The sequence below is a fragment of the Flavobacterium johnsoniae UW101 genome (assembly GCF_000016645.1).
GTDB classification, from domain to species: Bacteria; Bacteroidota; Bacteroidia; order Flavobacteriales; family Flavobacteriaceae; genus Flavobacterium; species Flavobacterium johnsoniae.
The window spans coordinates 2705568-2722798 of the sequence record NC_009441.1 but is presented as its reverse complement, the minus strand read 5'-3'; the positions used below and the strand labels follow the sequence as shown (position 1 = coordinate 2722798).

At 33.9% G+C, this 17231-nt stretch carries 10 protein-coding genes; all 10 read right to left on the bottom strand.

Annotation, left to right across the window (positions count from 1 at the left end):
- Positions 1 to 137: 137 nt before the first annotated feature.
- The gene (locus tag FJOH_RS11755; RefSeq protein ID WP_012024324.1) at positions 138 to 749 is read right to left on the bottom strand and encodes an acyloxyacyl hydrolase; all 612 of its coding nucleotides are present in this window, start codon (positions 747 to 749) and stop codon (positions 138 to 140) included.
- 85 nt (positions 750 to 834) lie between these two features.
- Positions 835 to 3810: a protein translocase subunit SecDF gene (secDF, locus tag FJOH_RS11750; protein WP_012024323.1), complete on the bottom strand. Its 2976-nt coding sequence runs from the start codon at positions 3808 to 3810 to the stop codon at positions 835 to 837.
- A 228-nt stretch (positions 3811 to 4038) separates the two neighbouring features.
- Positions 4039 to 4974 (bottom strand): malate dehydrogenase, encoded by a 936-nt coding sequence (gene mdh, locus FJOH_RS11745; protein ID WP_012024322.1) that lies wholly within the window; start codon positions 4972 to 4974, stop codon positions 4039 to 4041.
- A 108-nt stretch (positions 4975 to 5082) separates the two neighbouring features.
- Positions 5083 to 7023 carry a DNA topoisomerase (ATP-hydrolyzing) subunit B gene (gene gyrB / locus FJOH_RS11740; RefSeq protein WP_012024321.1) on the bottom strand — a complete coding sequence of 647 codons (1941 nt, stop codon included), beginning with the start codon at positions 7021 to 7023 and terminating at the stop codon, positions 5083 to 5085.
- 300 nt (positions 7024 to 7323) lie between these two features.
- Positions 7324 to 10062: a M16 family metallopeptidase gene (locus FJOH_RS11735; RefSeq protein WP_012024320.1), complete on the bottom strand. Its 2739-nt coding sequence runs from the start codon at positions 10060 to 10062 to the stop codon at positions 7324 to 7326.
- Between the two features lie 202 nt (positions 10063 to 10264).
- Entirely contained in the window at positions 10265 to 11878 is a 1614-nt protein-coding gene (gene asnB, locus FJOH_RS11730; protein ID WP_012024319.1) for an asparagine synthase B, read from the bottom strand.
- Between the two features lie 314 nt (positions 11879 to 12192).
- Positions 12193 to 13869 (bottom strand): asparagine synthase B, encoded by a 1677-nt coding sequence (gene asnB / locus FJOH_RS11725; RefSeq protein ID WP_012024318.1) that lies wholly within the window; start codon positions 13867 to 13869, stop codon positions 12193 to 12195.
- A 403-nt stretch (positions 13870 to 14272) separates the two neighbouring features.
- The gene (locus FJOH_RS11720; protein ID WP_012024317.1) at positions 14273 to 14722 is read right to left on the bottom strand and encodes a hypothetical protein; all 450 of its coding nucleotides are present in this window, start codon (positions 14720 to 14722) and stop codon (positions 14273 to 14275) included.
- A gap of 60 nt (positions 14723 to 14782) precedes the next feature.
- Positions 14783 to 15313, bottom strand: coding sequence for a GNAT family N-acetyltransferase (locus tag FJOH_RS11715; RefSeq protein WP_012024316.1), 531 nt, complete (start codon positions 15311 to 15313; stop codon positions 14783 to 14785).
- Between the two features lie 131 nt (positions 15314 to 15444).
- On the bottom strand, positions 15445 to 17202 hold the full coding sequence (locus FJOH_RS11710; protein ID WP_012024315.1) for a TonB-dependent receptor: 1758 nt from the start codon (positions 17200 to 17202) through the stop codon (positions 15445 to 15447).
- Between the last annotated feature and the right edge of the window lie 29 nt (positions 17203 to 17231).

The window sequence follows — 17231 nt, the reverse complement described above, 5'->3', positions numbered from 1 at the left end:
TATAAATATTTTCTTTCATTTTAACATTATAGGATATAAAAAAAGACGGATAAAATCCGCCTTTATATTATAGTGCATAAAAATGTAAGCTATTTTCTATTTTAAACTATTAAACTTATTCTTTTAAAGAGTTTAATCTACAACGAATACGAAACCCCAAACTCTATATTTCTGGTATTATAACCAGAATTTGTACTGCTTAATCCTCCATTCGATACGTGTCTGATATTTGGGCAAATGTCAAATTGAATTTTATGATAGTTTAAAGAGAATCCCACTGCTAAAACATCGGCAAAAGCGAAACCTTTCGACATTCTTTCGGTTTCGGTATCTGTTATCATCGGGCCAATACTGCCGAGAATATAAAATGAACAAATTTCACTAATAGGTTTACGAACTAAAAAACCGCAGTTGACCACATATTCGCGAATATCTTTTAACTGTGTATATTGAGCTCTTTTTTGTTCATAATCCGGCGTTTCCGGCTTCACAAAATAGAAATTTAATAATTGATGTTCAGCAAAATTAATTTCCGGCTGAACAAGGATTTGATATTGAAAATGCTTTGTCTGTTTTAGTTTATAATAAAGCTGTATTTTATAAAAATGATTTGTAAACGTATAGTTCCGGTTGTTAAATTCACTTCCGAAGCCATAATTAAAACCTAGAGAAAAACGGGATTTATCTTCTTGTGCAGACATCTTTACAGCAAAAAGAAATAGTATACTCAAAAGTAATTTTCTATTCATAAATCGTTTTTAAATTCATTTAAATATAATACAAAAAAAAGATCCAGCTTTCACTGGATCTTTTTAATATAATTTAAGCTTTTAATTATGCTTTATTATGTTTGTCTTCGATTGTGTGTTTTTCATCACTTGAAATCGTATCTACCAATACCGGAGTAGCGATAAATAATGAAGAATAAGTACCTACAATAATACCAATTAACATTGCAAAGATAAATCCTCTGATTGACTCACCACCAAAGATAAACATCGTTAATAATACAATGATCATCATTAATGAAGTATTCAATGTTCTAGATAATGTAGTGTTAATAGAAGCATTTACGATATCTTCGAAACTACCTTTACGGTTTCCGATGATAAACTCTCTCACCCTGTCAAATACAATTACAGTATCGTTCATAGAGTAACCAATTACCGTCAGGATCGCAGCGATGAAGTGCTGGTCCATTTCCATGTGGAATGGCATGAACTTGTAGCATAAAGAGTAGATTCCTAATACGAAGATTACGTCGTGTGCAACAGCTGCAATCGCACCTAATGAATACTGCCATTTACGGAAAGATACCATTAAGTATAAGAAAATAACTGCCATTGCTCCAAGTACTGCCCAGTAAGAGTTTGTTTTAATATCTTCTGAGATAGAAGCTCCAACTTTAGAAGCTTGTAAAACTCCAACTTTTTTACCGTCAAAAGAGTTGATGAATTTATCATAAGAAGTATTTGGGTAATACTTTTGTAATGCTTTGTATAATTTTTGGTTCACTTCTTCGTCTATAGCTACACCGTCTTCTTTAATTTTATATTTAGTTGTGATTTTCAACTGATCGTCATCACCTAAAATTTTAGCTTCAACCGGAGTACCAAAAGCAGCAGATAATTCATCTGAAACTACAGTTGCATCGATTGGTTTTTCAAATTTAACCTGGAAAGTTCTACCTCCAACAAAATCTACACCTTCATCTAATCCGTTAATAAAGAAGATAGAAGTTAAACTTACTACTGTTACTATAGAAGAGAAAATGTAAGTGAATTTTTTAACTTTAATAAAGTCAAAGTGGAAGTTTGTAAACCAGTTTTTAGTAATACTTGTAGAGAAAGTTAAATCAGCTTTTCCTGCAATATTTCTGTCAATGAAAATTCTAGCAATAAAGATAGAAGTAAACAATGAAGTTACGATACCAATTAATAATGTTAACGCGAAACCTTTGATTGGTCCTGTTCCAAAAATAAATAAGATCGCTCCAGTTAAAACGTGAGTTACGTTAGCATCAATAATAGAACGCATTGCTCCGTGCCATCCGTAAGATGCTGCTACAGCTTCTGATAATGATTTACCTTCACGTAATTCCTCTTTTGCTCTTTCATATATAATGATGTTCGCATCTACCGCAGTACCTAATGTTAATACGATACCTGCAATACCCGGCAATGTAAGTACGAAACCAAAACTTGCCATAATTCCGAATAAGAATAGTAAGTTTAATAATAAAGCAAGGTTTGCATACCATCCAGCTTTACCATAATAGAATACCATCCAAACACAAACTAATAAGAAACCTAATACAGATGAAATTGTTCCTGCATCAATTGCTGCCTGACCTAAAGATGGCCCTACAACTGTAGATTGAATAATGTCTGCAGATGCTGGTAATTTACCTGCATTTAATACGTTAGCTAAATCTTTTGTTTCAGCAACATCAAAAGAACCTGTAATTTCAGATCTTCCTCCAGCGATTGGACCGCTTGTAACACCTGGCGCAGAATAAACGATGTTATCTAAAACAATAGCGATATAACCTTTTTGAGAGAAAGCTCTTCCTGTTAACTCTTCCCAAACTTTAGCTCCCTGGCTGTTCATTTGCATAGAAACAGCTGGTTTACCCATTTGGTCAAAAGTATCTTTTGCATCAGTTACAACACCACCGCTCATAGCTGGTACGTTATCTCTGTTTCCTTTTAAAGCGTATAATTCTACAGCTTCAACTTCTTTTGCTTTAGCATCTTTTATAGTAGTTGGTTTGCTCCAAACAAATTTTGCATTGTGTTGGTCAGCACCCAATAAAATTCTAATATCTGGTCTTTTGAAATAACCGTTGATTGCAGCAGTATCTTTAGTAGCGAAGTATCCTAAAACCGGACCACCACCCTGAACAATCATTTTGTCAAATAAAGGATTATTTCCTTTTTTAGCGTCAAGAGAATCTTTAGAGTTATCTGTTAATAAAGCATTCAATGAATCTTTAGCTACAGCTTTAGTTTCTGTTTTCTTAACTTCTGTCTTTTTTAAAGCTTCGTTAGCAGCAACTAAAAAGTTACCAACTTCTTCAATTTTAAAAGTTTCCCAGAACTCTAATTGAGCTTTTCCTCCTAATAATTTTTTAATTCTATCAACATCCTTAGCACCTGGAAGCTCTACTAAGATTCTTCCTGTTTCTCCTAATTTTTGGATGTTTGGCTGTGTTACACCAAATTTGTCGATACGCTCTCTTAATACTTTGTAAGCACTTTCGATAGACTCATCAACTTTTCTTTTGATAACTTTTTGAGCTTGTGCATCAGTCATTTGAAAATCGATACCACCGTCTCCTTGTAAACTTCTGTTTGCAAAAATATCTGGCGAAGCCAATTTTACAGTTCCTTTTGAGTTAGCTTCAAAAGCTTCGAAGAATTTATTTAAATAGGTCTTATTTCCTTCTAAATTCGCAGTTGCATCAGCTAATGATTTATTAAATACCGGATTTTTAGAATTATTCGCTAAACCTTTTAATACATCTTTAACAGAGATTTGAAGAATAACGTTGATTCCTCCTTCTAAGTCAAGACCTTTATTTAGCTGTTTGTTTTTTACTTCATTATAAGTGAAGTCTGTAAAACCAAGACTGAATACTTTTTCTTTACCGATAGAATCTAAATATTTCAGCTCTTTATCAGGATTATCTCCTGCAAAAGCTTTAGCTTCACCTTTGACATTATTTGCCACAAAAGTGAATGATAGTTGGTAAATACTTACCAATGCAAATAGAATTGCGAAAAATTTAATAAGTCCTTTATTCTGCATTATTACTAAAAATTAATTATGTTTTATTGTTTGTTTTTGGTTTTAAATTCCCTAAAAATAAGCCCTGACATGAGTTTTTAAAACTAAAAAATCGAGATCACGAATTACTGCATTTTTTTTAAATCGAGCAAATATATAATTAACGGAAAGATTAACCAATTTATTTATTAATTAATCTCAAAAAAAAGACTGCAAAAGTGCAGCCTTTTCCTTTTTTTCCTGTTTTTATTACACTAAAATCGATTTTAGAGCATCATTCATACCACGAACCGCATCTGCGCTTTTAGCAAATAAAGCCTTTTCCTGGTCATTTAAATTGATATTTACAATTTCTTCTACACCGTTTTTACCAATTATACACGGTACACCTATACATATATCATTTTGTCCGTACTCGCCTTCTACGAAAACTGAGCAGGCAATCATTTTCTTTTGATCGTTTAGGATACTGTCTACTAAATAAGCAACAGAAGCTCCCGGAGCATACCACGCAGAAGTCCCTAGAAGACCTGTAAGCGTAGCACCGCCAACCATAGTATCTGCTGCTACTTTTTGCAGTACATCTTCTGAAAGGAACTGAGAAACCGGAATTCCATTATAAGAAGCCAAACGTGTTAACGGAATCATGGTTGTATCACCATGACCTCCAATTACCATCGCAGAAATATCATTTGCAGGTTTATCTAAAGCCAAAGATAAATAAGTTCTAAAACGAGAGCTGTCTAATGCCCCGCCCATACCTATAATTCTGTTTTTTGGCAGTCCTGTAGCTTTTAAAGCTAAATATGTCATAGTATCCATTGGGTTAGAAACTACAACAATTATAGTATTTGGAGAATATTTCAGTACATTTTCAGCAACTGTTTTCACAATTCCTGCATTAATACCAATTAATTCTTCTCTAGTCATTCCTGGTTTTCTTGGAATTCCTGATGTAATAACCACTACATCACTTCCAGCGGTTTTAGAATAGTCGTTGGTAACGCCAGACACTTTTGTATTAAAACCAGTATTTGTCGCACATTGTGTAATATCCAACGCTTTTCCTTCGGCAAAACCTTCTTTAATATCCAACAATACAACCTCGCTTGCAATTCCTCTATAAGAAATAACATCTGCGCAAGTAGCTCCAACATTTCCTGCTCCTACAATGGTAACTTTCATATTTTTTACTTTATCGGTTATTAATAATTTGTTTGTTTTATAAATTAACAATTCGTTTAATCGTTTAAGTAAATTTAAACAATTAAACGAATTGAAAGTTATTTTTTATTAGGCATCGATATTTGCGTAAACTGCATTTTTCTCGATAAATTCTCTACGAGGCGGTACCTCATCTCCCATTAACATAGAGAAAACTCTATCTGCTTCTGCAAGACTATCGATTGTTACCTGACGCAAAGTTCTAAATTGAGGATCCATTGTTGTTTCCCACAATTGTTCTGCGTTCATCTCTCCAAGACCTTTATAACGCTGAATGTTTGCGCTTCCTCCCATTCTTTCATTGGCCTGATCGCGTTGAACGTCATTCCATGCGTATTCTTTTTTGTTTCCTTTTTTAACCAAGTATAAAGGCGGTGCTGCGATATAAACGTGACCTTCTTCGATAAGCTCTTTCATGAAACGGAAGAAGAACGTTAATATTAAGGTAGAAATGTGGCTTCCATCGACATCGGCATCACACATGATGATTACTTTGTGGTAACGAAGTTTTTCAATATTCAAAGCTTTACTGTCTTCTGCTGTACCAACGGTAACTCCTAAAGCAGTAAAGATATTACGAATCTCTTCGTTTTCGAACACTTTATGGTGCATCGCTTTTTCAACGTTCAAAATCTTACCACGTAATGGTAAAATCGCCTGAAAGTTACGGTCACGTCCTTGTTTTGCTGTTCCACCAGCCGAATCTCCCTCGACTAAGTAAACCTCACATCTTGCCGGATCCTGCTCAGAACAATCTGATAATTTTCCTGGTAATCCGCCGCCGCCCATAACGGTTTTACGCTGTACCATTTCACGTGCTTTTTTCGCCGCGTGACGAGCCTGAGCTGCTAAGATTACTTTTTGAATAATTATCTTAGCATCATTTGGATTTTCTTCCAAATAATTTTCAAGCATTTCTCCAACTGCCTGAGAAACCGGAGATACAACCTCTCTGTTTCCAAGTTTCGTTTTTGTTTGTCCTTCGAACTGAGGCTCAGAAACTTTTACCGAAATAATAGCTGTTAAACCTTCACGGAAGTCATCTCCCGAAATTTCAAATTTCAATTTATCTAACAATCCAGAAGCATCAGCGTATTTTTTAAGTGTTCTTGTTAAACCACTTCTAAAACCTTGCAGGTGCGTACCTCCTTCGTGTGTATTAATGTTATTTACGTAAGAGAAAATATTCTCAGAATAACTTGTATTATAGATTAAGGCAACCTCAACCGGGATTTCACCTTTTTCGTGATCCATGCTGATTACGTGAGAAATAATTGGCTCACGGTTTCCATCTAAATAGCGGATATATTCTTTAAGACCTTCATCTGAATGAAAAACTTCGCTTTTAAATTCGCCTTTGTCATCTACTTCTCTTTTATCTGTAAACGTGATCGTAATTCCTTTATTTAAGAAAGAAAGCTCACGCATACGAGCTGATAAAGTATCATAAGAGAACTCTGTAGTCTGCTGGAAAATAGTATCATCTGGAAAAAAGGTCTGACGTGTACCTCTTTTATCTGTTTCTCCAATTTGTTTTACCGGATATAATGATTTTCCTCTTTCGTATTCCTGCTCATAGATTTTTCCTTCTCTAAATACAGTCGATTTCATGTGAACCGAAAGTGCATTTACTACAGAAACCCCAACTCCGTGAAGTCCTCCGGAAACTTTATACGAATCTTTATCGAATTTACCTCCGGCACCAATTTTAGTCATTACAACCTCAAGTGCTGAAACTCCTTCTTTTTTATGTAAATCAACTGGAATACCACGACCGTTATCTTCAACTGTAACCGAACCGTCTTCGTTTATTGTAACACCAATAGTATCACAATGTCCTCCCATCGCCTCATCAATAGAGTTATCAACAACCTCGTAAACCAAATGGTGAAGCCCTCGAACTCCTACATCTCCAATATACATCGATGGACGCATTCTTACGTGCTCCATTCCTTCTAATGCCTGAATACTATCTGCTGAATAATTGTTCTTCTTGATTTCTTCGCTCATATAATTTATTCTAAAAAATGTATTTACTGTCTAACACGCAAATATATAAAAACGCGGGGTATATACCCATAAAATTCCGACTTAAAGCACTTAAGTTATTAACACAATTGTCTGAAAAACCAAAAAATAATTCCAAAAGTGAATTTTAAATTCCAAATTCATAAATTCCAAATTCTAAAAATAGGAATAACACAAAAATCAATTTTGAAATCCCAAATTCAAATCCTAATAACAGCATAAAAAAACCGAAATGACATTGTGAAATGCATTTCGTTTTTTTTACATTGAAATTTTCCTTCTTTAGTTTTTCTTATTAAAATCTCCAGCATACACTGAAGTCATTTTATCTAATGAAAGATATTTCTTCAAAACACTATTTACATCTTCAACTTTTAAAGCTTTGATTTTTGTTTCCAAAGTATCATAATCTTCTAAAGGCACTCCGTATTGTAAATAATTATTTGACAGTTCCATTAATGTACCGTCAACTCCTAATCTTGTTTTTCTTTCGTTTTGCCAGCTGGTTAGATTAGATTTTAGTTCTTCTGCTGTAAATCCATCTTTTATTGCTTTTGCAATTTCTTCTTTTGCTGCAGTTTCAACAGCGCCTTTTTTCGTTGGATTTAAAAAAGCATAATAACTCCATGAAGCCGCATTGTTTGTAATTGGAATATCTGCAAAAGAGCCTGCACCATAGCTGATTCCTTCTTTTTCTCTTAATCTCATCGGAATTCTGGCACTTAAGAAACCACCGCTTCCTAACATCTCATTTGCCATAACAAATGCAGGATAATCAGCACTGTTTCTATCCATCTTAAAACTGATTCTTCCTAAAGCAACCGCATTTTCTTTGTCTGGAGTAATAATGTCTTTGTCTAATTTTTGTGTTTCAAAATAAGTTGGCAAAGCAAGTTCATATTTCGCCTTAGAATTCCATTTTCCAAATGTGCTTTCTAAAATTTCTCCTGTAGTTTTAGCATCTAAATCTCCTACTACACTTCCTACACCATTATTTCCGCCCAAAACATTTTTATAAAAATCAACAATTTCTGATTGTTTTATTTTTTTGAAAGCATCTATCTGTTCCTGAATCGTTGGTGTATAAAACATATTTCCTTTTGGATATTTTGTTGTTGACCTTGTAATTTCAGTAAATGCCACAGCCTGCGGATCGTTTAAACTAGACTCTAAATAAGTATTATACTCACTGATTGTTTTGGTAAGTTCATTTTCAGGAAAAGTTGAATTAGCCAGCAAGTCTGCTAAAATTCCCATTACTTCCTTAAAATTTTCTTTATAAGTATTGATATTGACAGTTAAAGTTTGTCTCGAAAAATTAAAATTAATTGAAGATTTCAATTGATCTAATCGATCCTGGATCTGCTCTTTAGATTGTGTTTTTGTTCCTGTTTTTAATAACTGAGCAAGAATACCGGCAATATCGCTTTTATCTGTTAAATCTTTTTCGTTGCTCACCGGAAATCTAAAACTTGCCTGAACTTTTCCGCCTTTGATTTCTTTTTTAATTAATCCGTATTTAATGCCGTTGCTTAATTTGCCTTCGGCAAAATTTTGTTTTAAATTTTTAATAGAGGCTTCAAACGGCGCAGCTTCTTTTTCAAGTGCTTTTCCTTTGTAATCTTTAATTAATGCTGATAATTGCTCATCAGTATATTCGTTTGGTTTTACTCTTACTTCATCTTTTGACGGAATAAAAATACCAACTGTTCTGTTATTTGCTTTAAAATATTTCTCGGCTACTCTTTGAACATCTTCTTTTGTAAGGTTTTCAATTGCATCTCTATATAAAAAACCAAGTCTGTAATCTCCGGCTCCAACAATTTCTGTCATGTTTACAGCATACGAAATTGTATTGTTTTTTACTGCCTCAATCTGCTTAATAATTTTAGCTTTTGCTCTGCTAATATCCTGATCTGTATATTTTGTTGATGCAATTTTATCCAGCTCAGTTCTAATAAGTTCTTTCGTTTCTTTTACATCTTTATCATTCGGCAATGCAGCTCCAAAATAAATAAATCCGGCATCTCTTACTGTAGGCTGCCAAAAATAAATACTGGATATTTTTTGTGTTTCGACTAAAGATTTATACAAATAACCTGATGGATCTGCTGTTAAAATTTCGCCTAACGCATCAATTGCTGCGTAATCTTTATCTGCATAAGATGCTGTGTGGTACAAAGCTCCAACATTTTTGCTGTCTCCGGCTCTTTTAAGCTCAACATATTTTTCTCCATCCTGAGCCGGCTCAATTGTATAGGTTTTATCTAAAACTCTTTTTGGTCGAGGGATTGCTCCAAAATACTGACCTGCATACTGCAGCGCTTTCTTTTCATCAAATTTTCCTGCAATTATAAGAGTTGCGTTATCCGGCTGATAGTATTTTTCATAAAAAACTCGCAGCGTATTTGCTTTTACTCTTTCAATATCTTCTTTACTTCCTATGGTACTGTTTCCGTAATTATGCCACAAATAAGCTGCAGAAAGAATTCTTTCCTGCAACACTCCATCAGGATTATTTTCTCCTATTTCAAACTCATTTCTAACTACAGAGAATTCTTTGTCAAGGTCTGACTGTAAAATGGTAGCATGAATCATTCTGTCGGCTTCCATTTCGATGCTCCATTTTAAGTTTTCATCGCTTGATGGAAAAATCTCGTAATAGTTTGTTCTGTCTAACCAGGTGGTTCCGTTTGCATTTCCTCCTTTGTCTGACAACATTTTTTTAATATCGCCTAAATTCTTAGTACTCTTAAAAAGCATGTGTTCCAGCAAATGCGCCATTCCTTTTTCACCATAGCCTTCATTTCTGGAACCTACATTATAAACGATATTAACTATCATATTGCTCTGAGAAGCATCTGGAATTAAAAGAATTTTTAATCCGTTGTTTAAAGAATATTCTTTTACACCTTCAATATTGGTAATGTATTTAGGCACTTCGACCTTTTTTTGGGCATAAACAGGACTCAATGAAATTAATGTACAGCATAAAATTCCACCTAGTAATACGTTTTTCATAGGTTGTGATGGATTGGTTATTAATTTGTTAATGATAACCAAATATAATATTTTTCCTAAAGTAAAAACCTACATTAACTAAGATTTAGGAATTACAAAAAAATCTTAATTCCACGCATAAAAAAACCGAAACGAGATCCTATTATCTGTTTCGGTTTTATGTTTTGAAATTCCGTCTGGAATTTATCTTTTAAAATACTTTTTAAACGGCTACAGATTTCACATTCTCAAAATTTCCTTTTAAGTGTGCTGCATTAGCTCTTCCGCTTGGATCTTGATTTTCCTGCCATTTTGGAATCCATTTACGAACGGTTTGCGCCGCACTGACCTGTGGATAATATTTATGAAAAATCGATCTGTAATAATACGCTTCTTTTGTTGTTGGCGTATTGTATGGAAATTCTGCACTTGCACCAGCCAATTGTTCATCTGTAACCTGCGAATCACAATACTCTATCAACTCATCAACCCAGTTGTATCCTACTCCATCAGAAAACTGCTCTTTTTGTCTCCACAAAACTTCTGCAGGCAAATAAGGATCTTCGGGAGTATCAAATGCTTTTCTTAAGATATATTTTTCAACTCCATCGTAAGTTTTAGGTTGTTTTTCTTCGGTTTTAATTCGAATGGTAACATCTAAAAAATCTTTATCAAGAAACGGAACTCTGGCTTCGATTCCGTTAGCCATTGTTGTTTTATCCGCACGAAGTAAATCTGCTGTAAATAGTTTTTGGACTCTTTCGATAGTTTCGTCCTGAAATTCTTCTGTCGAAGGCGCATTTCTAAAATACAAATGTCCTCCAAAAATTTCATCGGCGCCTTCTCCTGACAAAATTACTTTTACGCCTTTTTCGCTGATTGCTTTAGACAATAAATACATTGGAACTCCTGAACGAACAGAAATAATATCATAGGTTTCTATAGATGCAATAACCTGCTCTAAAGCTTCTACTCCTTCTTTTACAGTAAAATGTATTTCATGATGATCTGTACCTAAAAATTCTGCTGCTTTTCTAGCCGAAATATTATCTGGGGCATCAGCATCTAAACCGATAGAAAAAGACGGCAGTTTTTTACCATTTTCTTTTAGCAGTCTTGAAGCCACAGAAGAAATTAAAGAAGTATCTAAACCACCGGATAATACAACTCCAACAGGAACTTCGCCTATTAAACGTTTGCGTGTGGCTTCGATTAAACTTTTGCGGATTAATCCAAAATCAAGCGGCTGATCAGCCTTTAAATGATCTTCGTATTCCGGATGATAATATTTTACGAAACCGCTTTTTGCTGTATAATAATGCCCTGGAGGAAAAGTTGAAAATGATTTACACTGATCGGCAATTGATTTCATTTCTGAAGAAAAATAAATTCTCCCTCTTTCATCTAATCCATAATATAGAGGTTTTACTCCAATTGGATCTCTTCCTGCAATGTAATTATCACCGTCAATAATTACGAAAGCAAAATCACCGTCAAGTTTGTTGCAAAAATCATATCCAAACTCTTCATATAAATGCACGATAACTTCTGAATCTGAATTGGTTCTAAAAGTATGATCTTTTAAAATTGTGTTTTTTAATTCCTGATAATTATAAATTTCACCATCATGAACCATCCATGCTTTGTTCGTTCCCTGAATAGGCTGTTTTCCCGAATGCAGATCGATAATAGACAGACTTTCATGACAAAGTATACTTCCATTTTCCATAATATGCAAATCGCTTTCATCCGGGCCACGGTGTGACATTCTGTTAGAAAGTTCTTTTACAAGCTGCGGGTCTTTTCCTTTACCAATAACGGCCAATAATCCAGACATACTAATCTATTTTATATTTTTATTCTTCTGTGTCAACTTAAAATAAGCTGAACATTAAAAAATCATTAAAATTTTCTATTGCAGGCAAATCTAAATATTATTTTTTTCTTTCCTGCCCTTTTCAATACTAAAATCAAGCGGCTTTAACTTTATTCCGGCGAATGCCAAATATAAAAAAAGTAAGTCAATTAATTATTGATTCCATTTTATAAAGAACTGAAAATATAGAATTTAACAATTTAAGACAAGAAAAACGCCCTCGGTAGAGAACGTTTTTCCAGCAATATATATACTAATTCTAATAATTAACTCATTTATGCTTTTACATAAGCATCGTCATGCACATTTGCAACTGCTCTTCCTGAAGGATCGTTTAAGTTTTTAAACGCTTCATCCCACTCTAAAGCAATTTTTGTACTGCAGGCAACACTTGCTTCCTGCGGAACGCATAATGCTGCAGCATCGCTTGGGAAATGTTCTGAGAAGATAGAACGATAGTAATATTCTTCTTTTGAAGTTGGAGTCTGTAATGGAAATTTGAATCTTGCGTTTGCTAATTGCTCGTCTGAAACTTCTCTTGCCACAACTTCTTTTAAAGTATCGATCCAGCTGTATCCTACTCCATCAGAAAACTGCTCTTTTTGTCTCCATGCCACACTTTCAGGAAGCATATCTTCAAAAGCTTTACGAACAACCCATTTTTCCATTGGATGTTCTTTGTTGATCATTTTATCTTGTGGGTTGATGCGCATTGCAACATCCATAAATTCTTTATCTAAGAATGGTACACGGCCTTCGATTCCCCACGCTGCTAAACTTTTGTTTGCACGTAAACAATCGTACATGTGAAGTTTTCCTAATTTACGAACGTTTTCTTCGTGGAACTCTTTAGCGTTTGGTGCTTTGTGGAAATATAAATATCCTCCAAATAGCTCATCTGCTCCTTCTCCGGAAAGAACCATTTTGATTCCCATAGATTTGATAACTCTAGCCATTAACCACATTGGAGTTGAAGCTCTTACTGTTGTTACATCATACGTTTCAAGGTTGTAAATTACATCACGAACGGCATCTAAACCTTCTTGGATTGTGAATTTAATTTCGTGGTGAATAGTTCCAATATGATCTGCTACTTTTCTAGCTGCAGCTAAATCCGGAGAACCTTCTAATCCAACTGAGAAAGAGTGCAATTGCGGATACCAGGCATCTGTGGTATCATCTGACTCAATTCTTTTTTGTGCAAATTTTTTGGCTACAGCCGAAGTGATAGAAGAATCTAAACCTCCAGAAAGTAAAACTCCGTAAGGAACGTCACTCATTAATTGTCTGTGAACCGCTGCTTCTAATGCTTTTCTAATTTCTGGAATGCTTGTTTCATTGTCTTTTACTGCATCATATTCTGTCCAGTCTCTTTTGTACCATTGTACAAACTCTCCGTCTTTGCTTGATAAATAATGTCCTGGAGGGAATAATTCAATTTTTGTGCAATATCCTTCTAAAGCTTTTAACTCAGAAGCTACATAGAAAGTTCCGTGCTGATCCCATCCAATATATAATGGAATAATTCCCATGTGGTCACGAGCTACGAAATACTCATCTTTATCTACATCATAAATTGCAAAACCAAAGATTCCGTTTAATTCATCAACAAAGTTTACTCCTTTTTCTCTGTATAATGCTAAAATAACTTCGCAGTCACTTTCAGTCTGAAAGTTATATTTTCCTTCAAATTGTTTACGCAAATCTCTGTGATTGTAAATTTCACCGTTTGCAGCCAAAACCAATTTTTTATCTTCTGTAAATAAAGGTTGTTTTCCTGAAGCTGGATCTACAATTGCCAGACGCTCGTGAGAAAGAATTGCTTTATCATTACTGTAAATTCCGCTCCAGTCTGGTCCGCGGTGACGAATGATTTTAGACATTTCTAATACTTGAGGTCTTAGACTCTCGGCTTTTTGCTTTAGATCAAAGGCACATACAATTCCACACATAATTTTATATTTTTAAAACTTTAAATTTCATTTTGATAGGGCAAAGATGCGGCATCGATTACAATTGAAAAACACAAACACCAATTTCAATTACAATTTATAACCATAAATTTATTTTTACATACAAAATGTAAAATTTAAGCATTAAAAAAAGCATCAAACTTAAAAATTTCAATTTTGAGAATAAAACTGGTTTAAAATTGAAACTTTAAGTCATTTTTTTGAATTAATTTTTGAGTTTTTCCATTACAAATAAAAGATTCGTAAAGAAGAGATAGAAAATTGTTCTGCAATTGTTGTTTACACAAACATACTGGAGTTACTTGCGAAGATTTCTCCTTTGTCGAAATGACAAACTTTGAAGTAATTAACTTTGACAAAGTTCTCTATAATCCAATTTAAATTATTCAACGCTTTGAATAATATAATGCGTTTTATTGATTTCAAACTCAAAACCAACTTTATTGCCCATTAAATGATTTCCTAAAGGTGACTGAGGAGATAGTGCGATAACATTGATACCGTCAATTGCGATTTTTGGAAGTGCCACGCTTACATACAAATAAATTCCGTTTGCTTTTACCAAACTTCCTAAAACAATATTTTCTGTTATTTTGGCTGGATCAATTTTGTCTAAAACAGCTATTTGTGCAATGGATTCTTTTAATTTATGGGTCAGTTTTTCCTGTTCGATATGCATCATCGACAAAGCTGTTTCGTGTTTGTCTCCGGCAGAACCTTTGGCGTCATTTTTAGAATCTTCTGTTAAATTAGAAATCATGTCTCTAAAAACATCAATCCTGTCCTGAACCATTTGTATGTAGTGTGAATATATTTTTTCTTTAAAAGTCATTTTTTAAGGTGCAAAGATGTAAAATACAAAGGTGCAAAGTTTTTTTGTTTGTCTAAAAATTTATTCGAAGAAAACATCAGGGTAAACAATTTTACCGTATACTTCTTTTAAACCGTCTTTTACAAGCGGTACAACCATACAATTTTCTGCAGGAACATCAAACGGCATTTTTATATTATATTTTTCACAGCGCTGGTATCCAAATCTTGGATAATAATCTTCATGCCCAAGCAAAATAACGGATTTATACCCTAATCTTTCAGCTTGTTCATGTCCGTATAAAATAAGCTTTGAACCAATTTCTTTTCCTTGAAATTCCGGTAAAACTGAAACGGGTGCCAATGTTAAAGATTCAAAAACACTGAGTTCATTTACAATCTGCAGTTTTGTAAATAAAATATGCCCCACGATTTGCCCGTCGACCTCTGCAACAATAGATAACTGCGGAATAAAAACTTCTGACTTTCTTAATCTTTCTACCAAAAACTGTTCTTTGTGATCGCTGTATTCCTGATTTTTAAAAGCTTTTTCTATTAATTCAAATACACTTTTATAATCGTTTCTATTTTCTTGTCTAATTAGAACTTTCATTATCTTAAAATTAAAATCATAAAAATAGCCACAAATTCACGAATCTACTCCAAAAATTCATGAACCCATGGCTAAAAAGACACTTCCTGTTTTAAAAACTTCGTGCCTTACTATCTATAAAGTCTTGCTGTTTAAAAATCGAATTTATAGTTTCCTCCAACTAAAACCTGTAATCCCTGAACAGGATAATTAAGCCATCTCTGATATGCCTGATTTCCAATATTGTTTAGTTTTAAGAAAAAAGTCAAACGCTCATTATATTTATATCCTAAATGAGCATTGGCATCAAAATAGCTTTTTAATGTTGTGATAACCGGATCTGTACCAAAGTCTAAATTAGTCTGCATGTCTTTACGTTCTCCAACGTAAAATACATTTAAACCAGCATACCATTGTTTGGTAATATTAACATCTAAAGTAGAGCTCAGCTTCATTGTTGGTAAGTTCCATGCCTCAACAGCATTATCTGTATTGTAGCTGTTAAAAGTTCCGTTGATTCCAAAAGTAACATTCTGAGAAAAATCAGCTTTTAATTCTCCATAAAAACGGAAGGTTCTGATATCTTCATAAACTACCCCAAACGAGTTTCCAAAAGCATAATTCTGGTTCGAAAAATCTTCTGTATAATCATTGCTTTTAAACAACGCTTTGTTTTTTTCATTTAAATACGAACCTGTTAAGTTATAGCCCACATTATTAGCCAATTTTCCTTTTAATCCGGCAAAAACATTGTATTGTGTACTGCTTGGTCTCATGTTTAATGTTGGAGACAAAAATGGATTTTCGGTTACAAAATCAGCATACGAGTTTTGATTTAAACCTCCGTTTACTCCTGTATAGAAAATCATCAAATCGCCCACCAATTTATATGACGCATTTACTTTTGGATAGATATAAAATTTGTTTCCGCTGTTTTCAGAATCTAAAGCATAGAATAATCCTGCCCCTAATTCTAATGTCCACTCATTTTCATGAACCACAAAACTTGGTTCGATACCAAAGTTTGTTAAACTATATTTTAAAGGCTCTGTATTATCCCACGCATAATTATGTTCAAAAGAACCACTTACGTGATCTACAATAATATTTGTATTAATTGCCTGATCCATAATATCAACTTTAAAAGTCGGCTTTAGGTAAAAACGGTTTTCAGAAGAAGAAAAACTATCTGAAAAATGGGTAAATCTTGTCGAAATTTTGCTAAAAATTCCTTCATTAAATTCGGCATTTCCGCCAACAGAAATGGTATTATAAGAATGATTTGGATTAATTCCTCTAATTAAATCTTCCTGTGTTCCCGGCGCTAAAGTCATTCCAAAATCGGCAGGTAAGCCGTACCAATTGTATACTTGGTTTTGATAACCCAAATCTACTCCCCAGGACATATCGCGGTTATTTTGTCCATAACCAATATTTAAACCTGTGTCGTAAAATTCATCATTTAGATTAACATCTTTAATTCCTCCCTGAGAAGAATGGTGGCGCAGCATTCCGGCTAAATAATCATTGTTTCCTAAATCCTGAGTTACGAATAATTCAGCGTTTAAAGTCCCATAATTTCCAACTCCCAGCGTTGCATAATTATTAAACAATCTTTCTTTTTTTGATTTATCTACTCCTTGCGCATTTCCTTTTGAAGGCGTAAAAGTCGAAGCTACAGGAACAGACAAAATACTGTATTTTATAGTTTCTTTCGGCTGATTTCCTGCATCGTCCAGCGATGGCGTTTCTTTTACTTTAAAAGCATCAGATATAGTTGGCGAATAAGGTTTTACTACGTTTACTGTTTCAGTTCCAATGCTTTCATTTTTCTTAACTTGCGAAAACGAAAGCTGGCAGACAAATAACACTAGTAAAACAATAATTTTATTTCGGCAGTTTAATTTCATATTTTTTCTTTTTAAGAGAAAAGAAGAAA